Raw genomic sequence first — 24,788 nt, 5'->3', positions numbered from 1 at the left:
GCGGTCGCCGTCATTTGTTAAGTCCACTGTGTACGGTCCGTCGCGGGTGCGATCGACCGTGGGCGTGTTCCATTCGAACCGTCCGCATGCACGGGAAAGTCACCGAGTGCAGCGAGAACGGGGCAAGCATGCCCCAATCGGGCGACAGTTGTCTTCTCGCAACTGCGGTGTGTCGCCGAGCGGCCGTGATCTCACGGTGGGTGGCTGATGAGTTCAGTCGAACCGATGAGTGGTTGTTAGCCCGATTGTGCCATCTGGGCCACGGGAACAATGACAGGTCAACCCACGGTTGGCGCTGGGTTCGCACCAGATGTGCGAATGCCTGACAAACCCTGGACACATCAGTGACGAGATCGACCAGTCGCGATCGAATGGTGACTGGATGTAGTTTCTCGGCGGTATCGCAAGTTCGGTCCAGCCGAACGGCGAGCGGCCGCGAAGGAACCGTTCGGCGCACCGGATGGCTTCGCGGTGCGAATGGGCAGCTGATGAGAAGCGATGTGAGCACCCGTGCAATTCCGCCGTATTGCGGAATGCTGGACTGCGGTGGGGCAAATGGATTTCTGGGCCCGTGGAGCTAGGCGTGGTCGTGCTGGGGTTCGCGGTCTTGGGTGGGGATAGGCGGTGAGATGGCGCCGGGCGGGGTCGAGTGGCGGAGGCGGTGCCACGGGGTGAAGAGGGCGGTGAAGATGAGCAGGGCCAAGGCTTCCATGGGCAGGGTGGCGGAGGTCCAGCGCAGTTGGATGGCGGTGTAGAGGGCGGCCAGGAGGACGATCCACGGGCGGTGCCAGGGGGACTGGAGGGTGTCCAGGGTGACGGCGACCACGATCAGGACTATGGGGACCATCATGGTGAAGACGCGTTCGGTGTCTGTGGCCATGAGGCGGCCCAGGAGGCAGGTGAGGAGGGTCCAGGCGCTGGTGGGGATGAGGGGGTGGCCTGCTCCGGTGCGGCGCAGGTGGTGGAGGCCGACCAGCCAGATGAGCCAGGTGAAGGACAGGACGCTCCAGATGGCCAGGTGGTCTCGGCCCTGGGCGGTGGAGATGGCGAAGCGGATGTTGTCGACGAGCGAGTGGTTGGCCTGGCCGGTGCCCAGGTTGTAGTCGGCGCCGATGCGGGCGATGGCCCAGGTGCGGAAGGCGAAGTAGGCGCAGGCCGCGAAGGCGACGGCGGCGGTGCCGAGGAGCACCTCGCGGGTGACGCGGCGGGACCTGGTCAGCGCGAGCAGCGGGTACAGCGGCGCCAGCAGGAGCATGGTCTCCTTGTTCACCGACCCGATCACGACCACGGCGGTGAACCACCCCAGCCTGCCGCTGAAGGCCAGCCAGAGGCCCAGCACGATGAACAGGTTGTTGAGCGGGTCGACCAGCCACGGGTTGCCGAACAGGTACGGGGCGTACCAGAACGTGCAGGCCAGCATGGACGCCACCACCACCGCCACGAACCCGCTGACCGCGAACCGGCGGCGCAGCAGCTCGTGCAGCACGATCACCGACGCCAGGGTCGCGGTGAAGGTGAGCGCGATCCACACCGTGTCCGGGCTCAGGCCGGTCAGCCGGTGGCCGGTGTGCACCAGCCAGGGCGACAGCACGCGCAGCGCGAACGGGTTGTCGACCGGGGCGAACGTGCGCTGGCTCATCTGGAAGTACTCGACGGCGTCGCCGCCCGCGCCCAGGTGGGCGTCGCGGCGCCACGGCACGTACGACACGAGGTTGACCCAGCACACGACGAACAGCAGTGACCAGGCGGCGAAACGCTTTTTGAGAACCCCCACCGCAGCGAGGGTAACGACGGCGGACAACCGCGCAAGCGAACACTGTGTTCCGCGCCGGAAAACAGCCGATCGGGTGACACGTCTCTTTTTCGGCGACCGGCGAATCGACTGTGACGCCCACCGCACAATGATCATGAATGCCTGCCCGGTGGCCGGACCGGGCAGGCTACTGCGTCATGGGGCGGTGTAGCCCAGGGTGTACGCGCCGCTGCCGGTCACGGATTTGACCTGGTAGCGGTAGTAGCCCGCGGTTCCGTTGTAGGACAGGGTCTCGCTGGAGCTCGATGTGGTGCCCTGTGCGACGGTCGGCCAGGTCGACCCGTTCCACTTCTGCAGGTACAGGTCGAAATTCGCCGACGCGGGGCCGGTGAGGCAGGCCTTGTGGGTTCCGGAAACGGTTGTTTGGAAGAACGACCCGTCGGGTTGGTATTGGCTGCCGCCCGCGGCCAGGGTCCCGGTTTTGGTGACCTTCATGCCCTGGCACGGCGTCTGTCCACCTGGGACGGTCAGGGTGTAGGTGGCGGGCGCGGTCGTGGCACCGGTGGCCGAGGCCGTGATGGTGTACGTGCCGGGTGCCGTTGTGCTGCCGACGGTGATGGTGAGGGTGCTCTGCTGGCCCGCGGTGACCGCGCTCGGGCTGAACACGGCCGTGGTGCCCGCGGGGGCGCCGCTGGCGGACAGGGTCAGGGTGGGGTTGCCGGTCACCGTGGGGGTTTGGAGGGTGGCCGTCGTCGTGGTGCCGGGGGCCGCGGTGCCCGAGGCGGGGGTCAGCGACAGGACCGGGGTGTTGCCGCCGCCGGAGGTGTTGTCGATGTCGTTGCGGATCTCGTTGTAGACCAGCGTGATCCGCGTGCCCCAGTTCGGGCAGCCGCCGAGGTGGTGCAGCGCGATGACCTTGTGCGATGACCCGGCCAGCACCGGCGAACCGGAGTTGCCGCCTGAGGAGTCGCAGCGGTAGCCGGTGTTGACGCCCGAGGACGCCACGTCGATCTTGCAGGTGGCGCCGCCGTCGGACTCCTCGAACAGGGACATGCGCTTGGGCAGGATGTCGCCGTGGCCCGCGATGTAGATGCGCTCGTTGGCGGTGGGTTCGCGCACGTCCAGGTAGAGGGTGCCGTACTGGCGGATGCTCTCGAAGTTGGTGACGCTGAACAGGGTGTAGTCCAGCTGCGCCAGCGCACTGGTGCGGATCAGGTCCTGGCCGCTGACCTTGGTGCCGGTGCGCGGGTTGTTGCCGCCGCAGGTGGCGCACTGGTAGTCGAACTGGAACTCGCTGGAGCGCAGCTCGGCGGCGTCGGCCACGCAGTGCGCGTTGGTCAGCATCCGGTTGGTGTTGCCGACCCGCCACGCGGTGCACGACCCGAGGCCGTTCACCAGCTGCCGGGCGACCGCGTGCGAGCGCGCGTACTCGGTGGGGTGGCTGTTCTGGTAGCAGACCACGTCCTTGCGCGCGTCGTTGCCGCACACGCTGAACGGTGTCGGGTTCTGCGCGGCGTACTCGGTGGCGCTGTAGCCGCGGTCGTAGCTGGTCACCCGGGTGCCGTAGCCCTGCCCGCTCAGCCGCGCGCCGTCGCGGGCGCCGGTGGCGTGCAGGGTGACCACCGCGGTGTCGCCGTCGATCGACATGGCCGCGAAGCCCGGGTCGCCGTGTTCGGTGAACGGCGACCCCTTGGCCCGGTCGGCGTAGTAGGTGTAGACCTCGCGGCCGTCGGGGGACGCGACGGTCACGTAGTCACCGCCGACGAGTTTCAGCGGCGCGAAATGCACCTTCACATAAGTCGCGCCCGCCGCCTTGATCTCGGTGCGCCACGAGTTCCCAGTATTGCCATACCGGATCGCGGTCTGCGCGGACTCGCTGACCCCGGTCCTGGTGACCCGGGTACCGGCCACCGACTCGGCGCTGACCGGTGCCGCTGTCGGTCCGCCCAGCTCAGCGGCCCCGACCGGCGGTGCGGGACCCAGCGCGGCCGCCACCAGCACGGCGGCCGGGATAAGACGTCGAAGCATTTTCGCTCCTGGCTGCAGGGTGTCAATTCCTAGAAAAGACTGCACTGCCGCCAACACGTCCGGGGTAATCTCAGATCCCCATAACAGAATGGCAGCCGCGATCACCCCGCGTCGCTATCGGCCCCGAGGGAATCGGTCGGCCCCGGCCAACGGGGGTAACGCGCACCGGACGGCGTACGAACTCATCGGGGCAGACCGGACAGCGCAGCCGAGGAGGGATCGCGACCGTGCGGCCGAGGACCCGCCGAACCAGGGGCGACACACCGCTGGAGGGGATGTTGTCCGCCTTGCGCAACGGGATGCCGGTGACCGCCGAGGTACTGGCCGACCGGGGCTCCCGGCTCGTCGAGGCGGCGGGGTGGGACCAGGACCCGGTCAAGGCGCACCGGCAGTTCCGCAGCTCGCTCGACCAGGTCGCCGGGATCGAGGGCGAGGCGCTGCGCGCGGCCATGGGAACCGCCCTGGGCAGCGCCGACACGTTGCGGGAACGCCGGGAGGCGTTCGTCCTGTTCCGGGCGGGCATCGCCGTCGAGAGCTGTCCCGACCTCGAGGAGCGGGCGATCGATGAGCTGGCTCTGCGCCTGCTCGGGGGCCACTACCCCGGCGCGTCCCGGCCCTGCGCGGTCCCCGGGAACGTCCTGGTCCGCCGCCAGGAGTCGACGGCCATCTACCGGCACGCGAGCCTGGTCGGCAGGCGGCACCGGTTCACCGTGATCACCCTTGCCCCGGGTGCGGTGCTGCGCTACCGCGCCCCGGCGGGCACCCGGCTCGACGGCCTCGTCGGCGTCGAGGTGGCGGCGATCGAGGTGGAGGATGATGAGGCGGTGTTCGCGCTGCGACCCGTCCCCGCGCGGCCGGGCGGGCGGGTGATCGAGTTCGGCTTCGCCGAGGTGCTGCCGCGCCCCGGCCACCTCCCGCCGATGAACTGGCGGGCGCGCGACGTGGTGCGGACCCAGTACGCCGTGCTCGACTACACCCCGCGCATCGAGTTCGACGGCGAGTCGACCGACCAGGTGAGCCTGCGCCGCAGCGGGACCGCCCGGCGCAAACTCGTGGTGGAGGGCAAGCAGGTGCCCGCCGAGATCCTTTCCCGGCACCGGTGGCGGCAGACCCGGCACGTCGGCCTCACCGATCTGCGGCCGGACACCGAGATCGCCATGCAGTGGACCTGGGGGCTGCCCGCGTTGTCCAGCCTCGCGGCGGTGTTCGGCTACGCCGCCGCGGCCGCCGTTGACCTGCCCGGCATCATTGGCCACGAGTCCGACGCCTCCCGCAACATGCTCGTGGCGGCCAGGGTCATCTTCCTGTTCCTCGCCCTGCGCGAGGTGTACGCGTACTACCAGCGGTGGCACCGCCTGCGGTTCAAGGCTGGGCACAGTTCCCTGTCGCTGCGCCAGATCCCGATCGAGGCCGTCGACCCGCTGCGGGAGAAGGCGGCGGACACCCGGTTGTGCAGCAACCAGCAGGCGATCCTCTTCTCCCTCGGGATCCTGCACAGCCGCCAGCTCCGCCAGCGCCTGGTGGAGACCTACCAGTTGGACCAGCGCGCGGTGCGCCAGCACGTGTCCATCGACATCGAGGTGCCACGACCGCTGTTCGCGCAGCGCGACCGCGAGCAGACCATCTACTTCCCGGTGCTGATGCCGGTGAAGTCCAAGTTCCAGGACGACTTCAGCGTCCACGGTCCTGACGGCGCGGCCCTGCACGTCTTGCCCTACCGGCAGTACCTGCAGTTGGCGGCCAGAGTCTTGCGGGTGCTGCTGGTGCGGGCCATGGGTGGGACGACCGCGTTCGACAACTCGCCCGCGGCGAAGTCGGCCGAGCGCGAGGCCATCGCGCTGATCGCCGCCCGCCGCACACCCGATGGCGACGCACCGGGCATCGTGCTCAACCCCGGCTGGCACAAGGCGATCGAGATCGATGCCGACGCCGACCCGGCGCGGGACAAGGCGTTGACCGAGGCGCGCGAGTTCGTCGAGATGCTGTCCCACCACTACGCGATCGTCGTCCCGCTGCGCCTCGACGAGAACGGCCGCGCGCTGGTGAAGTTCGAGCAGACGCTGATCCCCGAGCTCACGCTGGTCAGGAAGAAGCGCTTGGCGCTGCTGCTGGGGGCGCGGCCGATAGACATGTCCTTCAGCATCAGGATGGCCAGCACCTGCCAGTCGTACCACCTCAGGGTCGTCGGGACCGACGGGCTCTACCTCGGCGACCAGAACCTGGTCGACAGCGCCGCGACGCTCACCCACCTGGCCAAGCACGAACAGGTCCCACCGCACTTCCGGTTCCGCAAGCGGTTGGGGCAGCCGCACGCCCACGTGTACGCGCGGTTCTTCCCCGAGCCCGCGCGCATCGGCGTCGACGACCGGCAGCGGCTGGAGCGGCCGAGCATCCGGCTGAAGTTCTTCGAGACCCCGCCGGGTTCGCTGCTGCGCGCCGTGGTGTCCGCGCTGGCCTGCCTGGCCCTGGTGTGGATCGTCGGGGTCATCAACACCAGGGTGCCGGACGCCGACACCGACGCGCCCGCGTTCCTGCTCGTCTTCCCAGCCGTGGTGGGGGCGTGGCTCGGGTTCGACTCGGCCGGGCGCCGGTTGCTGGAGGGCACCCTCGCCGCGCGGCTCAGCCTCACCGCGACCGTGCTGCTCTCGATCGTCAGCACCGGCCTGTTCCTCGGCCACAAGGGACTGCAGGAGACCCACCACTGGTACCTGCTGCCCGACGGGTGGTCGCTGCTGTGGATCAAGGACGTCTCGTGGCTCGTCGTGGTGCTGCTGGCACTGGGCAACGCCTTCGTCACGACCGCGCTGTACCTGCGCAGGACCGCGTTCTACTCCTACCTCGCGACGAGATCGCAGGGTGAGGGCGAGGTGCTGGCGCATGGCTGACCGAGCCGAGGAATCCGCTGTCGACACGGGGGTAGTGATGGACTGGACGCGAGACCCGAGCGAGTTGCCGCCCGACTACGCGGTACCGGTCGTGCCGCGCGGGGAAACCGGGTACTGGGTGCGCAACGACCACGACTGGCCCGCGCGGATCTGCGGGTCGTTGAGCCTCACCGACGTGGTGGACATCGCCCGTGGGCTGCTGGGGGCCGAGCAGGACAAGCGGTCGTAGCGCTACTGGAAGATGGCGATGGGGCGGATGACCAGTTCGCCGGTGGTGGACTTCCAGGACTGGACCTTGCCGAGGCAGCGGGCGCGGAAGGGGCCGTCGGGGATCTCGTCGTCGCGGAGACCGTCTTGGTGGCACTCGACGCGGACCTGGGGGCCTTCCTCCGGGTCGTCGGGGTCGCCGAAGGGGGCCAGGAGGACGGTGCGGGTGCCGGTGTGCTCGGAGACCCGGAACAGGCCGCGGACGGAGACGTAGTCGTCGACGGCGCGCAGGCGCAGGGTGGGGGAGTCGGTGTGGACGCGGGTGACCGCGGGGGTGCGGGTGATGGTGCGCTTGCGCAGGTCGACGTGCACCACGCCGTGCGCGGCCTCCAGCACGTCGAGCAGGATGCCGATCACCGCGATCGGTTCCGCGCTGCTGATGTAGCGGCTGACCACCTCGCGCCCGCTGGTGCGGCCGCCGTCGACGCCGAGGTCGTGGACCTTCAGGGCGATCTTGTGGTCGCTGTTGGTGCCGACGCGCTCCTCGACCTCCCTGCGCATCGCGTCGCCGTAGCCGCCGGAGAGGTAGAGGTCCATCACCGACTTCTCGTGCAGGTAGAACGTCAGCCCGGGGACCTCGCGGACCGGGGCGAAGCGGCGCCGCGACCGCCAGGCCCAGCCCAGCGCCGCCAGGGCGACCACGATCGCCACCGCGGTCGCGGTCCACACGAGCGCCCACGGCCACCACACCGACCACCACAGAGCCCTATCGACAGCCACGGATCTCCCTCACCGCCGCCTCGAGCGACGCCTCGGTCGCCTCGACCACCCGACCACCGGTCGAGCGCGCCACCCCGTCCAGTTCCGCCGGGTCTGCCTCGCCCAGCGCGACCGCGTACGTCGGCACCGGTCGCTTGCCCGCGCCGAGGAACTCCGCCGCGCTGATGCCCGCGTTGTTCTCGCCATCGGTCATCAGCACCACCACCGCGTCGCCGCGCACCGACCGGTACGCCTGGTCCAGCGCCGACCAGATCGCCGTTCCCCGCCCGTCCGCCGCGGCCGCGACCACCGGCGCCAGCGAGTCCACATCGGACTGTCCGGTGATGGTGACTTCCTGTTGCTGGAGAACGGTTCCCGCGAAGCGCAGCACCGTGATCGTCTCGCCGAGGTGGAACCGGGCGAACCCGCCGGTGCCCGTCCCGCTCAACGCCGCGAACGCCGCCCGCAGCCGTTCCACCCGCGGACCGGCCATCGACGCGGAGTAGTCCAGCACGAACACGACCTGGTGCGTGCCACCCGAGGTGAGTCGCCGGTACGCGGCGAGCAGGGCGTCCAACACCTCCTGGCGGTCCGGGAAGTACAGGGCGTTGCCGATCGGCGCGCGCAACCGCTGCGGCCGCTCCAGCGCGGGGTCCGCCGCCCGCCGCGACGTGTGCTCCATGATCCAGCGCTGCGCCCGCTCGCCCTGCAACCACGTGGTGGCCCGCTGGTAACCGTCGCGGCGGGCCGGGTCGAGCAGGATCAGCGGGAAGCGGGACAGCATCATCCCGTCGCGCGGGTAGACGATCTCCAGCGGCGCGCGCAGCTTCCCGCTCGCGTTGAGCGCCAGCAGCGTCGACTCGTGCTCGACGACCGCGTCCACCTCGTCCTGGCGCGCGATGAACTGGGCCAGCAGTTCGGTGCTCGTGCGCGGCCGCAGCACCTGCCCGGTGAGGAACCCGCCGAGTGCCACGCAGCTCACCTGCTCGCTGGTCAGCGCGCCACCGGTGCCCGCCGCCGCGGTCGCCACCCCCACCAGCGCCGCCAGCCCGGACCCGGACCCGGCCGGATCGGTCATGCCGAACCGCAGCTCACCGGCCGCCGCGCGATCGGCGATGTCGGCCCAGGACGGCGTCGCCCCGAGCCTCGCCGCCGCCGCGGGCCGCACGCCGACCACCAGCGGCGAGGACATCACCGTGGTCGACGTCGGCAGCGCGTTGCTCCGGCCTTCGGCCTTCTCCCGCAGGTGCAGGTACCGGTCGGTGACCGGCCAGGCGAGGTCGTGCCGGTAGCGGCCAGACGCCAGTTCGACGTCGGGGTCGTCGACGTACTCCATCGCCAGCTCGACACCGGTCTCGCGCCGCAGGTCGTCGAGCAGCGGCCGCAGGTCGGCCAGGTCGCGGTCGGCCAGCACCGTCAGCCGGACCTGCTCCGGCGGGCTCGCCACGCACCCGGCCAGCAGCGCCAGCAGGACCAGCAGGGCCGCGGTCCGCATCAGCACTCGCCGATCTCGGTGATCATCTTCTCCAGCAGCGGCAGCGACGGCAGGAACGTCTCGGTGTCGCCGATCCCGGAGCTGGGCACCGGCAGGTGCCGCTCGGTGAGGAACTCGGCGAACTGGCCGGTGGTCAGCGTGTCGTCCGCCTCGAACACCCGGAAGCCCAGCTCGAGTGCCCGCCTGCGCAGGTGCGGGTCGGTGGTGATCAGCTCGCCGAGCCGCTCGCCCTCGGGTGTCAGCGCCAGGAACTCCGGCACGGTCTGCAGCTGGGCGGCCGGGTAGAGCAGCACCCTGCGGTCGTCGACCTTGCCGGTCTGGCCGAGGGCGCGCAGCTGGTGGGCGAGGAACTGGTGCTCGTAGATCACCGCGATCGGCGCCAGCCCCTGCCCGTCCGGGGCGAGGTAGCTGCGGGACAGGTCGTCGCCGGGCAGGCCCTGCGCGGTCAGCAGCGGTTTGATCTTCCTGGCCAGCGCGACCGCGTCCGCCTCGGTCTGCGGGATGACGTTGCCGTTGGCCACGAACGCGACCAGTCCCAGGTAGGTGGCCGAGGAGTTCGACGAGCACAGGTCCGAGGTCTGCGCGAGCACCCGGTTGCTGTTGTCCAGCCGCCGGTCCGGCGCGGCGAGCCGGTCCCAGGTGGTGCCCCGCTGGATCACCCCGATGAACCGGTCCATCGGCATGTCGTAGTACAGCGGCGGGGTGTCCTGCCGAGCCGCCTTCTGCACCGTGGCCACCGGTTCGGCGGCGGGCTTGGCCAGCACGTCGGCGTACTCGCGGTAGGTCGCCAGGACGATCGGCGAGAAGAACGGCTTGTAGGTCTTCGCGGGCCGGTGCCCGGACTGCGCGAGCCGCTGCTTGATCAGCAGGGCCGCGGGCTGCCCGGACGGGAACACGAAGTCGTAGCCGTCGATCGAGTTGACCGCGATGTCGCGCGAGCCCGCCCGGTCCAGCGACACCTGGATGCCGTGCGCCATCAGGATCCGGCGCACCTCGGCGTCGGTGAAGAACTCCGCCTTCGACGCCAACCGGCCGCTCACCACGACCACGTCGCGCAGCGGCAGCGCCAGCACCCCGCCCGCGAACAGCGCGATGGCCCCGGCCACGGCGACCAGCCCGGCGGGCAGGAACACGCCGAGGAAGCGCTTGCGGCGGAAGATCGATCTCGGTGGCTCGACGACGGTGAACTCCGGCTCGGCCACACCCCCCGGGCTGATGGTCACCAACCCCCTCCGGTTCCCGCGACCCGTCCCACTGTGAGATCGCTCGCCGATCACCGGCATTACGCCCGGCGGCGGCCGATCTTCACGAGGAGATCGGCCGCCGCCGGGGTGGGTTCGTCGACCGGGTCAGACGCGCTCGAGCTCCGGCTCGTCGTCCGGCTTGCGCTCGGAGGTGCCGGAGGGGACGGTCAGCGTGATCGCGGTCGGCTCGGCCTGCGCGGCCTTGGCCTTCTTGCGCTTGCTCAGCAGGATCTTGACCACCACGACCAGCACGACCGCGCCGAGCAGGATCGCCGCGCCGCCGCTGAGGTAGGACTCCAGCCGGTGCGCCGCCTCGCCGAGGGCAGCGCCGATGCTGATGTGCACCGCCGACCAGCAGGCCGCGCCCGCGACCACGGCGGGCAGGAACTTGCGGTACGGCAGGTTCGAGGTGCCCGCGGCCGCCGGGGTCAGCGTCCGCACCACCGGCATGAACCGGGCGAAGAACACCGCCCACGCGCCGCGCCGCCGCAGGATGTCGGTGGCCTTGTCCCAGCCGTCCACCCCGTACTTCTGGATCAGCTTGGTCTCCCGCAGCTTCACCCCGTACTTGCGGCCGATGAAGTAGCCGATGGAGTCGCCGATCCCCGCGCAGACCGTGACCACGGCCCACAGCAGCAGGAACCGGGGCACGCTGTTGACGGTGGTGGCCGCGATCAGCAGGCCACCCTCGCCGGGGGCGATGAACCCGAGGCCGATGGTGCACTCGGCGAGCACGAGGCCGCCGGTCGCGGCCACCAGGGCGGGCTGCGGCAGCGCCTGCAGCCACTCCAGGACGTCGGTCAGCAAGGCCACGGTCGGGTTCCCCTCCACCAGCGGGCACCAGACCCTCCGGTGCCGATCTGCCCGCGCGCCGGTCCCCACCGGCCGCGCTCGGGACATGGGACGCGCCGCACCCGCACCCGGTTGCCGCGCGCCCGCACTCAGTCTTTCGTCCGCGAGCAGCGTGACATAACCGGGATGCCCCCGAGATCGCCCCGGGTGTGGATCCGCCGGGTCATCCCCCGGGGGGAGGGCGGGAGGGAGAAAGGGGGGAGGGCGGGTGTTGACCGGGTGGACCTACCGCTTGAGCAGGGCGCTGATCTCCTGGCTGGACTCGCCCGCCTCGGCCAGGTGGCGCAGGTTCTCCGGGACCTGCTGGCCCCGGTGCTCCACGGCCTGGGTGTAGAGCCGACCGGCCCGGTAGGACGAGCGCACCAGCGGCCCGGCCATCACCCCGGCGAAGCCCAGCGCCTCGGCGGTCTCCTTGTGCGCGAGGAACTCCTCGGGCTTGACCCACCGGTCGACCGGGTGGTGGCGCACGCTGGGCCGCAGGTACTGGGTGATGGTGATGATGTCGCAGCCCGCACCGTGCAGGTCGGCCAGCGCCTCGGTGACCTCGTCCGGGGTCTCGCCCATGCCCAGGATCAGGTTCGACTTGGTGACCAGGCCGTCCTCGCGGGCGGCGGTGATGACCGAGAGCGACCGGTCGTAGCGGAACGCGGGCCGGATCCGCTTGAAGATCCGCGGCACCGTCTCCAGGTTGTGCGCGAGCACCTGCGGCCGGGAGCCGAACACCTCGGCCAGCTGCTCGGGCACCGCGTTGAAGTCGGGGATGAGCAGCTCGACGCCGGTGCCCGGGTTGAGCGCGTGGATCTGGCGGACGGTCTCGGCGTAGAGCCAGGCGCCGCCGTCCTCGAGGTCGTCGCGGGCGACGCCGGTGATCGTCGAGTAGCGCAGGCCCATCGCCTGCACCGACTCGGCCACCCGGCGCGGCTCGTCGCGGTCGAGGTCCGCGGGCTTGCCGGTGTCGATCTGGCAGAAGTCGCAGCGGCGGGTGCACTGCTCGCCGCCGATCAGGAAGGTCGCCTCGCGGTCTTCCCAGCACTCGTAGATGTTGGGACAGCCCGCTTCCTCGCACACCGTGTGCAGGCCCTCACGCTTGACCAGGCCCTTGAGCTCGCGGTACTCCGGGCCCATCTTGGCCCGGGTCTTGATCCACGAGGGCTTCTTCTCGATCGGCGTCTGGCTGTTGCGCACTTCCAGGCGCAGCATCTTCCGACCCTCAGGCGCGACTGTCACCCCGCCAGGTTACGCCTCTAGGCCGGATCCGGGGAAACGCCGGTCAGTTCCGCTGTCCGCACCCACAATGTCCGGCCGATGGTGGGGTCCAGCACCAGTGATCGCGGTTTCGCCGGACCCACGGCGCCGAACATCTCACCCGGTCCGGTGGGGCCGTAGTACTGCCCGCCGGTGACCCCCGGCGCGGTGGCGGCGTAGAGCTGGGGCAGCACGGCGCGGTCGACGGGGGCGGTGACCAGGCGGGTGCCCGCCCGCACGACGGCGGCCACGCCGCGGCCGACCGGACCGGCCACCCTGGCCCTGGCCGAGTTGCTCGCCAGTTCCGTGTTCGCCAGCCCGGGATGTGCCGCGACGCTCACCAGGTCCAGCCCGGCCGCCTGCGCGCGGCGGTGCAGCTCGACGGTGAACAGCAGGTTCGCGGTCTTGGACTGCGCGTACGCGGCGGTCGCCCGGTACCCGCGGTGCTGGAAGTCCAGGTCGTTGAGGTCGAAGCCCTGGTTGCGGTGGGCGATGCTCGACAGCGTCACCACCCGCGCGCCGGGGACCCCGCGCAACGCGGGCATCACCAGCCAGGTCAGCGCGGCGTGCCCGAGGTGGTTGGTGCCGAATTGCAGCTCGAAGCCGTCCGCGGTGGTCGACCTCGGCGGCACCATCACGCCCGCGTTGTTGACCAGCAGGTCGAGCCGGTCGCCGGTGCGCTCCCGCACCTGCGCCGCGGCCGCCCGCACCGACCCCAGGTCGGCGAGGTCCAGGTCGAGCAGCTCGGCCGCGCCGGACACGGTGGCCAGCGCCGCCCGGCCGCGCTCGACCGACCGGCAGGCCATCAGCACGTGCGCGCCCCGGTCGCTGAGCACCTGCGCGGTGCGCAGCCCCAGCCCGGAGTTCGCGCCGGTGACCAGCGCGGTCTTCCCGCTCAGGTCGGGGATGTCAGCGGCGGACCAGGCCATCAGGTGCCTCCTCGGGATCTTGTGCTACCCGAGGGTAGGAAGTCCGGACTGAGGAACCGCTCAGGCGCTCGCGGCGTATCGCCCGAACAGGTGCCGCACCGGTGGGGTCCGGCGCGGGGCGGAGCGCAGCAGCGCGGTGAACGCGGCGCCGACCCGGGTGATCTCCGTGCGCGGCTCGCCCGGCCCGACCAGACCCGCGGCGAGCGCCAGCATCCGCTGCTCGCTCTCCAGGCCCGGCCGCAGGACCTCGGGGTCGGCCGCGGCGTGCGCGTCGATGACCGCCCGGAGCAGGCCGTGCTCGGCGGCGGTGTCCAACCAGGCCGTGGTGACCGCGTCGACCAGGTCGACGTCGGGGTCGCGGTCCGCGTCGGACTGGGCGAGCCCGACCCGGCCGGTCAGCTTGAGCGTCCACCGGTAGTGCAGGGCCAGCAGCACCTGCGCCGGGCTGTCGAAGAGCTCGGCCACCTCGTCGGTGAACGGGACCGGGGCGCCGGGGTCGGGCCGCAGCCGGGCCAGCACGTCGTCGAGCGCGGCGCGCCTGCGGTGGTAGTCGGACCAGCTCATGGCTTCCTCCCCCGGAGGTGGCATACCACGGGTCTGCGGCATACCAGCGGTATGGACCAGGTCCCGGCCAACGTACCACCGGTACGTACCGTCGGTATGTCGTGCCGATGTCCTAGGGTTGTGAGCGTGCCGACAGCCCGCCCCCGCCGGGAGGACTACAGCGAGTCGACCAGGCAGGCCCTGGTCGACTCCGCGGTCGCGCTGTTCACCAAGCAGGGTTACGCCGCCACCAGCCTCGACGCCATCGCGCGCCGGGCCAGGGTCACCAAGGGCGCGCTCTACCACCACTTCAGCGGCAAGCAGGCCGTGTTCGAGGCCGCCTTCGGCGCCGTGGAGCGGGCCGTGCTGGCCAAGCTCGGCCAGGTCGTCGCGGGCCCCGGCACCCCGTGGGACCGGGCGGTCAGCGGGTTGCAGGCCTACGTGCAGGTCTGCCTCGAACCGTCCTACCAGCGCATCGCCATCCACGAGGGCCCGGTGGTGATGGGCTGGGAGCGCTGGCGCGAGGCCGAGGAGCACTTCAGCTTCGGGCTGGTGAAGGGCGCCGTCGAGGCGCTGGTCGAGGCGGGCGAGATCGACGACCTGCCGGTCGAGGTCACCGCGCGGATCCTGTTCGGCGCGCTGCAGACCGGCGCGGCGATCATCGCGGGCGCCGACGACCCGAGGAAGGCCGGGACCGACGTCTCCCGCACCATCATCCGGGTGCTCGAGGGCATGCGGGTCGCGGGCCACGACGGCGGCGCACCGACCGGGAACGCGCAACCGGCCCAGCCCGCGGCGTCATTGCTGCGCAAACTCCGCGGCTAATCCACTCGCGGCCGCGCCGGTGCGCGGTACTACAGTTCGCCCGCTGAATCGCATCTTTCACTGGGGTGAACGAGATGTCCTTATTGACCGAACCCGCGCCGGGAATGCCGGTTCTGGGTGATCCGACCACCGCTCGGCTGCTTGACCTGCGCCCTTTGCTCACCCGGGCCGTGCGGTGGCTTTATCCGGTCCAACTGGCGCTGATCGGTTGGGTCGTTTTCCACCTTTGGCACGGAATGCCGCTCCTGGCATTGATCTCCGGTTCGTTCTTCGCGATTTATCTCAAGTCCCTCTGGTACTGGCGCCGTGATTCCCGCGCGGCCCAGCCCATCGCCGCCCTCGTGCGGGACGCGACCTGGCGCCACGTCGGCGTCACCGTGCTCGGCGGGGTGGCACACCTGACCACCCTCGCGGTCCTGGTGGACGGGGCGACCGTCGTCCTGCGGGTTCCCTCGCTGTACGGGGCGCACCGGACGCAGCTGCGGCGCCAGCAGCAGGCGTGGCTGGTCGGCCCGGACGCCGACGGTGTCGCCGCGTTGCGGATCGACGGCTCGCACGAGGCCCACCCGGCGACCACGGTCCCCGCGCCGACCGGGCGGCGCGCGATCCCCAAGGCCGAGCAGGTCGAGCCGACCCTGGCCTGGGCGCTGCACCTGCGCCGCCTCGCGCGCAGGCCGCTGACCACGCTGGTGCTGGCGGCGGTGTTCGCCACCCCGGTGTTCACCGGGGACACCGACCTGGGGTTGCCCGCGATCCTGATCGTCTCCTGCCTGTTCAGCCTGACGCTGACCTGGTCGAACTTCACGGCGTGGTGCCTGTGGCCCGCTTGGCGGCTGCCGCGCCTGGTGCGCCGCGGCGGCTGGGTGACCGCCCAGGTCGCCGCCGAGCCGTTGCCCGCGGGAGCGCGATCCAGCCGGGGCGCGACCGCGAGGCTGACCCTTCCCGGTGGTACCACGGCCGTCGCCGCCATGCCCTACGTGCTGTTCGACGTGGTGGGCACCTTCACCGAACTCGGGTGGCTGTCGGTGGCGGGCGAGGTCAAGCGGGGCCGTTGGGTGGCACTCGGGTACCCCGGCTACCCGGTGCTGACCATCGCCAAGATCACCTCGGTCGACGGCACCGCCTGACGCCGCGGGTGATCGCCTAGAGTCGTCCTCGGTCGGGGATGGCTACCTGGGGGTCAGTCGTGTTGATCGAACCTGTCCTGGACAGGCCTGTGCTGAGCGATCCGACCACGGAGCTGTTGGTGCGCCTGCGGCCCGGCGCGACGCGGTCGCTGCTGCTGGTGTCGCTCGCCCAGGGCGTGTTCCTCACCCTGATCGCCGTTTTCGTTGCCGCGTTCGGCGACCCGCTGCTGGCCGCGGTGTGCGGGGTGGTGGCCGTGGTGGCCCTCCGCAACGCCTGGCACGTGGGGCGGGTCGTCCGGCTGGGCAGGCTGGGCGCCGCGCTGCTGCCCGGCGCGCACTGGCGTCCCGTCGAGGTCACCGTGCTGCGGCGATCGTTGTACGGCAGCGATCTCGGCGTCGTGGTCGACGGGGTCACGGTCCCGTTCCGCGTGGTCGGGCTGGTCGCCGCGCACCGGGTGGTGGTGCGGCGGACCGGTAGGGCCTGGCTGGTCGACGGCGGTGCTGTCGCGGCGATCCGGGTGGAGGGCTCGCACGAGGCCTACCCGGCGACCCGACTGCCGAAGGCCCCGGCAGCGCGCCCGGTGCCCAAGGCCGAGACCGGCGACCCGATCGCGATCTGGGCCCGGTTGCTCGCCGCGCGCGCCTGGCAGCCCGTGCTCCCGTTGACGGTCGTGGTGCTGCCCTCCGTGTTCGTCGTCGGAGTGCTGGACTCCGACGGGTTGGCCGGCCTGGTGACGGTGCTCGTCATGGCCGTTCTCATCGGCGCGGTCGCGGCGCGGACCTGGTACCGGGTGGTCGACCGCCGGTTGCCCGGGCTCGTCGCGGCGGGTGGCTGGTTGCCCGTGAGTGCCTCGGTCGCGCCGTGGTCGCCCCGGCGGGACTCGTCGGCCAAGACCACGGCGGCCCTGCGGTACGCCGATGGCACCACCGCCGAGGTCGCCCTGCCCAACGCGATGACGGACCTGCTCGGCGCCGTCCACGACACCGGCGGCGCGTGGGTGGCGGGTCGGGTCGAGCCAGGACGCTTCGTCGCGGTCGGGTACCCGGGGTACCCGATGGTCGCCGTTGGTCGCGTCACCACGGTCGGCCACGTGCCGGTGGGCAGTGACGTGGCCGCGGGCAGCTCGGCCTCTTCGGGCAGTGTTGCCGCGCCGCTGGGTGACGCTTCGGGGAGCCAGGCGTGAGCAGCGGGACGTGGTCGGCGCGACGTGACGAAACCCGTGTCGCCGACGATCACGCAGGTGTGCGCACCGACGTCGAACCGCCCGTCGCCGCCCCGCCCGCCGGGGTGATCGCCGTCCGGGACCGGACGACGTCGGTCCTCGTGCGGGTGTGGGACCAGCAGTACCGACCCGGGATCGGCCACCGGGCGATGTCCGGCTTCCTCCTGCTGGTCGTGGCGTTCTCCGCGGTCGTGCAGATCCTGGCGGGCGACCCGGGCGGGTCACCCTCGCGGATCCACCTCGTGACCGTCGTGGCGTTCCTGCTCGGCAACCTGCTGCCGGGCTCGCGCGTGTTCTGGCGCCCCCTCGCCCTGCGCCGGTTGGGCACCGAGCCGTGGCGGGCGGTGCCTGCCAGGGTGCTGCGAGCGGGTCGGCGCTCGGCGGTGGTCGAGGTGACCGACGACGGCGACCCGGTGCGGTACACGGTGTGGATCGACCCGGCGCACCTGGCGATGGTGACCGACACCGTGTACCTGGTCCGCGGCAAGCGGGACCGGGCGGTCGTGCGGGTTCCCGGTTCGCGCGAGCTGTTCCCGGCCAAGGTGTCACGGCGACCGGTGACCACCGTCGAGATCCCCGCCGTCCCTGTGACGCAGCGGTGGGCCGAGGAGCTGCGCGACCGGATCCGCCGGGTCTACGCGCAGGCGGCCGTGGCGCTCGGTGCCGTGCTGGTCATCGCCGAGATCACCACGCCATCGCTCGTCACGGCGCTGATCTGGCTCGGGTTCACCCTGGTCGTCGGGCTGGCCGTGGCCACCACGACGCGCCACCGCGCCCTGGACCTCCAGTTGCCCGCGCTGGTCGACTCCGCCGAGTGGCTGCCCGCCGAGGCCGAGCTCGGCCCGTGGCTCGCCCAGCACGACGGCACCGTGCCCGCGACCGCGACCCTGACCTTCGACGACGGCACCGTCCGCGTAGTCGTCCTGCCCGCCGCCTCGGTCGACCTGATCGGCGCCATCGCCGACAGCGCGGAGCTGTGGATCACCGGAACCGAGGGCCGGGTGGCGGTCGGCTTCCCCGGCTACCCGTTGCTCGCGGTAGGAGAGGTCGTCTCGGCATGACCGGTACCGGCACCCCGCCCGTCGCCGCCCCCCGACCAGAGGTGGTCGCCGCCCAGGACCAGGTGACGTCCACGCTGATGCGGGTGTGGCACCTGCGGTACCGGTTCGGCGCAACGCCCCGCACGTTCGCCCTCTCCACCGGCGCCTTCCTGCTGCTCGGCGCGCTCCAGGCCCTGCTCGCGGGCCCGACCAGCGCGACGTACGCGGTCTACTTCATCGTGTTCGCCCTCGGATTCCAGGCCTGGTACTGGTTCCCCGGCTCAAGCCTGCGCTGGGCGCATCCCGCGCTCGGCCTGCTGCGCGCCCAGCCGTGGCGGGTCGTGCCCGCCCGGGTGCTGCGCGGTGGCCGGTGGTCGGCGGTGGTCGAGGTGGTCGACCGGGTGCCGGTGGAGCTGTCGGTCTGGATCGACCCGGCGCACCTGGCGATGATCACCGACACCGCGTACCTGGTGCGCCACGGTGAGCAGGCGGTGCTGCGGGTTCCCGGGTCGCGGGCCATGTTCCTGGCCAGAGCACGGGGACCGGTCGCGGCCGTCGAGGTACCCGCGGTCCGGGTGACCGAGCGGTGGGCCAGGGTGCTGCGCGAGCGGATCCTGCTCCTGCCGGTCCAGGGCGCGCTGCTCGTCGGTGCACTGCTGCTCGGCGTCTGGCTCACCGACCCTCCCGCCCGCCTGGTCGTGGCGATGGCGGGCTGCTACCTGCTCATCGCCGTGGTCGGGTTGATCGCGGTGAGCCACCGCCTCGCGGATCTCCGGCTGCCCGCGCTGGTCGACTCGGCGCAGTGGACGCGGGCGGACGCTGCTCTTGGTCCGTGGAAGGCCCGCCGGGACGGCACGGCCGAGGCGAAGGTGTTCTTGCGCTTCGAGGACGGCGCGATGCGCGCGGTGGCCATGTCCGCCGCGTCCGTCGATCTGTTGGGCGCTGTCGCGGACAGTTCTGAACTGTGGACTACGGGCACGGAAGGCCGGGTGGCGGTCGGGTTCCCGGGTTATCCGTTGCTCGCTGTAGGGGAGGTCGTCCCAGCATGACCAGCACTCATGACTCGCCCGTCGCCGCGCCGCGGGAGGGGGTGATCGCCGCACACGACCCGACGACGTCGATCCTGATGTGGGTGTGGCACCTGCGGTACCGGTCCGGGGCCAGCACCCGCGCGCTCACGGTCGTCTCCAGCGTGCTCCTGCTGTTCGCCATCGCCATGTTCCTCCTGGCGGAGAGCATCAACACGCCGCTGCCGATCATCCTCGTCGTGAACAACGCCCTCATCCTGATCGGCTACTGGCTGCCGGGTTCGCACTACCGCTGGGTGCGCTCGACCCTCCGGCAGCTGAACATCCACCCGTGGCGGGCGGTCCGGGCACGGGTGCTGCGCGCCGGTCGGTGGTCGTCGGTGGTCGAGGTGACCGACGACGGCGCGCCGGTCGTGTTCCAGGTGTGGATCGACCCGGCGCACCGGGCCATGATCACCGACACCGCGTACCTGATCCGCGAACGGGGCAAGCGCGCGGTCCTGCGGGTACCGGGGTCGCGCGAGATGTTCCCGGCCAGGGTCCGGGGTCCGGTCGAGCCCGCCGAGGTGCCCGCGGTTGCGGTGACCGAGCGGTGGGCGGGCCTGGCCCGTGACCGTCTCTTGTGGGTGGCCGCCCAGCTGGCCCTCGTGCTGGGGGTGCTCTCGCTCGTCAGCGCGCTCATCTGGAGCTCGCCCTACGCGATCGCCTTGGCCGCGGGTGTCTTCGTGTGCGTGCTGGCCGTCGCCGCTTTCGTGATGCGCCACCGCCTCGCGGACATCCGGCTACCCGCGCTGGTCGCCTCGGGGGAGTGGGTCCGCGCGGCCGCGGCACCCAGCAACTGGACCACGCGCCGAGACAGCACCGCCAACGCCACAGCCACCCTGCGCTTCGACGACGGCACCACACGCGTGGTGACCATGCCCGCCGCCTCCGTGGACCTGCTGGGAGCCGTGGTGGACAGCGGCACCCTGTGGGTCACCGGCACGGAAGGCACGGTCGCAGCAGGCTTCCCCGGCTTTCCGCTCCTCGCGGTCGGCACCATCACCCGGCCATGACACCCGCTGCTCGCGACCCGATCACGGCGATCCTGGTCCGCGTGTGGGAACGGCGGTACCGGACGGGGGTGAGCTCCCGGGCCCTCGGTGTCGCGGGTATCGCCTTTTGCTTGGTGTTCTGGGCTTTCGCCGCAGTGGTGGACCACTTTGGACTGCCTGGGGGGTTGACGGCACTTACACCGTTGTTGCTCACCGTGCTGTGGGCTCCGTTGCCGGGCAGTAACTCCACGTGGGTGAACCACGGCCTTCCTTGCCTGCACTCACATCCGTGGCAGACGGTGCCTGCCCGCGTGCTGCGCCGTGGCCGCTGGTCTTCGTTGATCGAGGTGACCGACGACGGCCTGACGGTGTTCGAGGTGCGTATCGACCCAGCCCACCTGGCGATGATCACCGACTCGGTGGACCTGGTGCGCGGGCGGGGGAAGTGGGCGGTGCTACGGGTGCCTGGGTCACGCGAACTGTTCCCAGCCAAGGTATCCCGGCCGCTCCTGGGCGTTGCCGAACCGGCGGCGGTGACAGAATCGGTGGCTGGCGTGACAGGGCAGGTGTCGGGCGCGGCGCCGGAGTCCGCCACAGCGGTGGCAGTGCCGGTGTCGGGGGCGGCAGGGGTGACTGAGCGGTGGGCTAGGACTCTGCGTGATCGGGTGCTCTTGGTGTTTGCGCAGCTCGTTCTGGTGTGGGGTGTGGGGTTGGTGGGCTTGGCCTTGGTCGCTGCGCATTACGTGGGTGTGATGTGGTTGGTGTTCGTGGTGGTCAGCGGGGTGTTCACGGCGCTTGTTGTCGGCCATCGGGGGTGGGACCTGGTGCTGCCTGGGTTAGTCGGCTCGGGGGAGTGGGTGCGGGCGGACGCTGTGCTTGGTGTGTGTGAGACGCGTCGGGGCGGTACTGCTCGTGTGGTGGTGGTGTTGCGGTTCGCCGATGGGGGCAGTCGCGAGGTGGTGCTGCCTGCTGCGTCGGTGGATTTGGTGGGGGCTGCGGGCGACAGTTCGAGTCTGTGGGTCGCGGGGAACGGCAGGCGGGTGGCGGTTGGATTCCCTGGGCTGCCCCACGCCGCTTACGCGCGGGTGGGCTAAGGGGGTGTGATGGTCGTTCGTGCGGTGTTAGCCGTGATCGGGTTGGTCAGTGTTGTGCTGTACGCCGTCCACGACTTGGGGCGTGGGCTGGTGTACGGGGCCGCGGTGGCCACGTTCGCCCTGGGGCTCGCCTCTCCGCACCTGTCCGCAGTGCCGCGGTCGACCCTGGCCAGGGAGGTCCGCGTCCGGGCGGCGATGGCGATGACCCCGGCGGTGGTCGTGGTGCTGGTGTGGCCCGCCGCCGCGGTGGTGACCTTCGCCAAGGCGCCGACGACGTCCGGGGTCGGGTTCCTGGTGGCCGTGTTCTGCCTGACCGGCTTCGGCCTCGCCCGCCTCGGTGGCCGCGTCGCCGAGTGGCGCCTCCCGTGGCTGACCCGCCGCGGCCCCTGGTGCCGGGTCCCCGCCACCCTCGACCCCTGGCCCACCGACTCCGGCGACCTCACCACCGCCGCGGCCACCCTCACCCTCCCCGACGGCACCACCCTCCACGCCACCCTCACCGCCGTCCCCACCCCGCTCGTCGACCACCTGACCACCACCGGCCACATCTGGCTCGCAGGCCCTCCCGCCCCCCTCACCGCCCTCGGCTACCCCGACCACTCCCTGGTCGCCGTAGCCCGCCTCAGGTCGGGCACCCCAGCCCACACCTGACCCACTCCCCGGTGACGCCCCTTCGGCTCCCCGGACCGCTCCTTGGTCGCTGCGGCCGTCTCGAATCCGGCGCGTCCATATCTGACCTATTTCCGGATGACGCCCCTTCGGCTCCCCCGACCATTCCTTGATCGCCGCAGCCCGTCGCAAGTCCGGCACGTCCACTTCCGATTGACGCCGGCTCGGCTACCCGACCGTGCTCTGGCCGCCGTAGCCCGTCCCAATCCGGCACTCCAGTCCACACCGGACCCACTTCCGGGTGATGCCTCCCCGCGCCCCAGCCTCTTTCCCCAGCTCGCGTCCATCCACAACGCCCGACCTGTCCACAGCTTCCGCCAACCCGCTTGGCCCGCAACCGTCACCCGATAAAATGGAGCCGGGGCCGCCCCCCGGAGAGGGTGGGGGCTGGGGTTGACGGGGAGGGCCTCCGGCAGCGCATGGCGAAGCACCCCGGGGCGAGGGCGCCCGGGGGTGTGCCGGTGAAAGCCGTCACCAGAAAGCCGACGCCCCCAGGGGCGGCTCTGCCGCGGCGGTGGGTGTGGCGGGTCAGGCCAGGGCGAAGGTGACGCCGGGGGCGGTGGGGCGGGGGATCCAGTGCTCTGCGACCGGGAGTGCGCCGTCGAGGGCGTCGGGGATTGCGGTGCGGGCCAGGTCGAGGACCTCGGCGACGGTGACCTGGCGGCCGAGTTCCTCGGTCAGGGAGGTCACGCCCGCGTCCTTGATGCCGCACGGGACGATCGTGTCGAACGCCGAGAGGTCGGCGTCGCAGTTGATCTGGAAGCCGTGCAGGGTGACGCCGCGTTGGACGCGGATGCCGATGGCGCCGAGTTTGCGCTCGGGCCGACCCCCGCCCGCGGGGAGCCAGACGCCGCTGCGGCCCTCGACGCGGCCGGTGGTGAGGCCGAGGTGGGCGCACATCGCGATCAGGCCCTCTTCGACGCGGCGCACGTAGTTCACCACGTCGACCGGGTCGGACAGCTTGATGATCGGGTAGCCGACCAGTTGCCCCGGCCCGTGCCAGGTGATCTTCCCGCCGCGGTCGACGTCGACGACCTCGGTGCCGTCGGTCGGGCGCTCCTCGGGCGTGGTGCGCTTGCCCGCCGTGTAGACCGAGGGGTGCTCCAGCAGCAGCAGCGTGTCGGAGCCGGTGCCGTCGGCGCGCGCGTCCACCAGGTCGCGCTGCAGTGCCCAGGCCTCGTGGTAGTCGATGGTGCCGACTTCGCGCACCGAGACCGGGTGGGTGTCGGCGCGGCAGGAGAGGGTGCTCACGGCCCCAGCGTACGCGCGGGCAGCAGCCGGAGGGCGACCCCGGCAAGCAGACCGACCGCCGTCACACCCAGCGTCGCGCCCACCACGTCGGTCAGCCAGTGCACGTCGAGCAGGATCCGGCACAGCGCGGCCAGGGCCACCGCGACCGACGAGATCGCCACCACCAGCCGCAGCCGGTGTCTGGCCAGCCACGCGCACAGCACGACCGCGGTGAACCCGACCGACGCCACCGACACCACGTGCCCGCTGGGGAAGCTGAGGTCCGGGTAGTCGCGCGGCCGCGCCCGGTCGAACAGCGGCTTGACCAGCGACACCGCCCGGCACACCGCCAGCAGCAGCACGCACCGCAGCAGCAGCCCCATCAGCCGCGGCCTGCCCCGGTTCACCACCGCCGCCACGACCAGCCCGAGCGCCGCCACCGCGGGCAGCACCGGCCCGAGCACCAGGCTGCCCGCGTACGCGACCCGCCCGACCCCGCCCTGCCAGTCGGCGCCCAGGGTGTCGGCGACCGCCACGTCCAGCCCCGGTGTCACGTCGGAGACGACCTTGCCCAGCACGAAGAACACGCCGAGCAGCAGGACTCCGATCGCCGCGAGCCGCCTCACCGCGCCTCGGTGGCGGCCAAGGCCCGTTCGACGGTGTCGTACCGGAAGACGAACCCGTTGTCCCGCAACACCTTCGGCGCCACCAGTTGGCTGCGCAGGATCTCGTCGGCGAAGTCGCCGGTCGCCAGCCGCAGCGCCGCCCTGGGCACCGGCAGGACCGCGGGGCGGGACTTGGCCGCGCCGAAGGCCTTGGTGAACTCGGCGTTGGTCGCGGGCGCGGGCCCGACCAGGTTCACCGGCCCGGCGATGTCGTTGCGCAGCACGAACGCCAACGCGTCCACCTCGTCGTCCACGTGGATCCACGGCAGGTACTGGGTGCCGTCGCCCAGCCGCCCGCCGAGCCCGAGGGCGAACAGCGGCCGCAGGCGCCCCAGCAGCCCACCGCGCTGCGACAGCACCTGACCCGACCGCGCCAGCACGACCCGGGCACCGGCAGCGGCCTCCGTCGCCGCTTCCCACCGCACGCACAGCTCGGCCAGGAACCCCGACCCCGCTGGCGTGCTCTCGTCGGCCGGACCGTCTGTGTCGCCGTAGTACCCGACCGCGGACCCGTTCACCAGCACCGGGATCCCGTGCTCGGCGACCGCGGCGGCCAGCACCTCGGTCGGCTCCACCCGCGAGTCCAGCAGCACCTGCTTGCGCGCGTGGCTCCACCGCCGGTCGCCGATCCCGGCGCCGCACAGGTTCACCACCGCGTCCACCCCGGACAGCGCGTCCGCGGCGATCACCCCGGCAGGCGGGTCCCAGGTGCGCTCGTCCGGAGCCTGCGCCCGGCGCCGCACCAGCCGCACCACCTCGTCGCCGTCCGCGCGCAACCTGGCCACGAGAGCGGTGCCGATGAGACCGGATGACCCGGCGACGAGTACGCGCATGTCCTGATCGTCCCAACCAGCCGGGCACCCCGCACGTTCGGGTCGATCAACCCCGGACGCGGCGAGGGCCGCCCCCCACC

22 protein-coding genes are annotated in these 24,788 nt (G+C 71.7%); 10 read left to right on the top strand and 12 right to left on the bottom strand.

Features of this window, described 5'->3' with window-relative positions:
• Positions 1–577: 577 nt before the first annotated feature.
• Together BMY07_RS10300 and BMY07_RS10295 are read right to left on the bottom strand one after the other, a co-directional pair.
• The gene (locus BMY07_RS10300) at positions 578–1,774 is read right to left on the bottom strand and encodes a hypothetical protein (RefSeq protein WP_092776887.1); all 1,197 of its coding nucleotides are present in this window, start codon (positions 1,772–1,774) and stop codon (positions 578–580) included.
• 174 nt (positions 1,775–1,948) lie between these two features.
• A complete protein-coding gene (locus tag BMY07_RS10295; RefSeq protein WP_245782304.1) occupies positions 1,949–3,781 on the bottom strand; it encodes a trypsin-like serine peptidase in 1,833 nt (610 codons plus the stop codon).
• 227 nt (positions 3,782–4,008) lie between these two features.
• Between BMY07_RS10295 and BMY07_RS10290 the strand changes: the two genes are divergently transcribed.
• Together BMY07_RS10290 and BMY07_RS10285 are read left to right on the top strand one after the other, a co-directional pair.
• Entirely contained in the window at positions 4,009–6,666 is a 2,658-nt protein-coding gene (locus BMY07_RS10290) for a hypothetical protein (protein ID WP_143073429.1), read from the top strand.
• Entirely contained in the window at positions 6,659–6,895 is a 237-nt protein-coding gene (locus BMY07_RS10285; RefSeq protein WP_143073428.1) for a hypothetical protein, read from the top strand. The genes BMY07_RS10290 and BMY07_RS10285 overlap by 8 nt, the downstream gene beginning before the upstream one ends.
• A 2-nt stretch (positions 6,896–6,897) precedes the next feature.
• On the opposite strand, the gene BMY07_RS10280 is transcribed toward BMY07_RS10285, so the two are convergent.
• The 7 genes from BMY07_RS10280 to BMY07_RS10250 all read right to left on the bottom strand — a co-directional run bounded on the left by BMY07_RS10280 (position 6,898) and on the right by BMY07_RS10250 (position 13,961).
• Complete coding sequence (locus tag BMY07_RS10280; protein WP_092776881.1) at positions 6,898–7,653, bottom strand: hypothetical protein; 756 nt, start codon at positions 7,651–7,653, stop codon at positions 6,898–6,900.
• Positions 7,640–9,127 (bottom strand): substrate-binding domain-containing protein, encoded by a 1,488-nt coding sequence (locus tag BMY07_RS10275; protein WP_092777345.1) that lies wholly within the window; start codon positions 9,125–9,127, stop codon positions 7,640–7,642. Before BMY07_RS10275 ends, BMY07_RS10280 begins: the two co-directional genes overlap by 14 nt.
• Entirely contained in the window at positions 9,127–10,350 is a 1,224-nt protein-coding gene (locus BMY07_RS10270; RefSeq protein WP_245782303.1) for a hypothetical protein, read from the bottom strand. Before BMY07_RS10270 ends, BMY07_RS10275 begins: the two co-directional genes overlap by 1 nt.
• 126 nt (positions 10,351–10,476) lie before the next feature.
• A complete protein-coding gene (locus tag BMY07_RS10265; RefSeq protein WP_177215514.1) occupies positions 10,477–11,184 on the bottom strand; it encodes a DedA family protein in 708 nt (235 codons plus the stop codon).
• A gap of 264 nt (positions 11,185–11,448) precedes the next feature.
• Complete coding sequence (lipA, locus tag BMY07_RS10260; RefSeq protein WP_092776879.1) at positions 11,449–12,450, bottom strand: lipoyl synthase; 1,002 nt, start codon at positions 12,448–12,450, stop codon at positions 11,449–11,451.
• Positions 12,451–12,467: 17 nt separating this feature from the next.
• Entirely contained in the window at positions 12,468–13,397 is a 930-nt protein-coding gene (locus tag BMY07_RS10255) for an oxidoreductase (protein ID WP_092776877.1), read from the bottom strand.
• A 60-nt stretch (positions 13,398–13,457) separates the two neighbouring features.
• Positions 13,458–13,961, bottom strand: coding sequence for a hypothetical protein (locus tag BMY07_RS10250; protein ID WP_092776875.1), 504 nt, complete (start codon positions 13,959–13,961; stop codon positions 13,458–13,460).
• Between the two features lie 96 nt (positions 13,962–14,057).
• On the opposite strand from BMY07_RS10250, the gene BMY07_RS10245 reads away from it, so the two are divergent.
• The 8 genes from BMY07_RS10245 to BMY07_RS10210 all read left to right on the top strand — a co-directional run bounded on the left by BMY07_RS10245 (position 14,058) and on the right by BMY07_RS10210 (position 21,962).
• Entirely contained in the window at positions 14,058–14,765 is a 708-nt protein-coding gene (locus BMY07_RS10245) for a TetR/AcrR family transcriptional regulator (RefSeq protein ID WP_092777339.1), read from the top strand.
• A 236-nt stretch (positions 14,766–15,001) separates the two neighbouring features.
• Positions 15,002–15,892, top strand: a complete 891-nt coding sequence (locus BMY07_RS10240; RefSeq protein ID WP_143073427.1) for a hypothetical protein — start codon at positions 15,002–15,004, stop codon at positions 15,890–15,892.
• Between the two features lie 89 nt (positions 15,893–15,981).
• The gene (locus tag BMY07_RS10235) at positions 15,982–17,076 is read left to right on the top strand and encodes a hypothetical protein (protein WP_143073426.1); all 1,095 of its coding nucleotides are present in this window, start codon (positions 15,982–15,984) and stop codon (positions 17,074–17,076) included.
• A complete protein-coding gene (locus BMY07_RS10230; RefSeq protein ID WP_092776869.1) occupies positions 17,073–18,176 on the top strand; it encodes a hypothetical protein in 1,104 nt (367 codons plus the stop codon). The genes BMY07_RS10235 and BMY07_RS10230 overlap by 4 nt, the downstream gene beginning before the upstream one ends.
• Positions 18,173–19,204, top strand: coding sequence for a hypothetical protein (locus BMY07_RS10225; RefSeq protein ID WP_092776867.1), 1,032 nt, complete (start codon positions 18,173–18,175; stop codon positions 19,202–19,204). Before BMY07_RS10230 ends, BMY07_RS10225 begins: the two co-directional genes overlap by 4 nt.
• Entirely contained in the window at positions 19,201–20,238 is a 1,038-nt protein-coding gene (locus tag BMY07_RS10220) for a hypothetical protein (RefSeq protein WP_092776865.1), read from the top strand. Before BMY07_RS10225 ends, BMY07_RS10220 begins: the two co-directional genes overlap by 4 nt.
• Positions 20,239–20,423: 185 nt before the next feature.
• Entirely contained in the window at positions 20,424–21,311 is an 888-nt protein-coding gene (locus tag BMY07_RS10215; RefSeq protein WP_143073425.1) for a hypothetical protein, read from the top strand.
• A 9-nt stretch (positions 21,312–21,320) separates the two neighbouring features.
• On the top strand, positions 21,321–21,962 hold the full coding sequence (locus BMY07_RS10210; RefSeq protein WP_143073424.1) for a hypothetical protein: 642 nt from the start codon (positions 21,321–21,323) through the stop codon (positions 21,960–21,962).
• Between the two features lie 546 nt (positions 21,963–22,508).
• Here BMY07_RS10210 and lipB read toward each other — a convergent pair.
• From lipB to BMY07_RS10195, 3 genes are read right to left on the bottom strand one after another with little or no spacing between them, the layout of a single operon-like run.
• Complete coding sequence (gene lipB / locus BMY07_RS10205) at positions 22,509–23,231, bottom strand: lipoyl(octanoyl) transferase LipB (RefSeq protein WP_092776859.1); 723 nt, start codon at positions 23,229–23,231, stop codon at positions 22,509–22,511.
• Positions 23,228–23,836 carry a phosphatase PAP2 family protein gene (locus BMY07_RS10200; protein WP_092776856.1) on the bottom strand — a complete coding sequence of 203 codons (609 nt, stop codon included), beginning with the start codon at positions 23,834–23,836 and terminating at the stop codon, positions 23,228–23,230. The genes lipB and BMY07_RS10200 overlap by 4 nt, the downstream gene beginning before the upstream one ends.
• Positions 23,833–24,708, bottom strand: a complete 876-nt coding sequence (locus BMY07_RS10195) for a TIGR01777 family oxidoreductase (protein ID WP_092776855.1) — start codon at positions 24,706–24,708, stop codon at positions 23,833–23,835. Before BMY07_RS10195 ends, BMY07_RS10200 begins: the two co-directional genes overlap by 4 nt.
• Between the last annotated feature and the right edge of the window lie 80 nt (positions 24,709–24,788).

The organism is Actinokineospora terrae (genome assembly GCF_900111175.1).
Lineage (GTDB): Bacteria > Actinomycetota > Actinomycetes > Mycobacteriales > Pseudonocardiaceae > Actinokineospora > Actinokineospora terrae.
The sequence above is the reverse complement of the archived record's forward strand: the minus strand, read 5'-3'. Positions and strand labels throughout refer to the sequence as shown.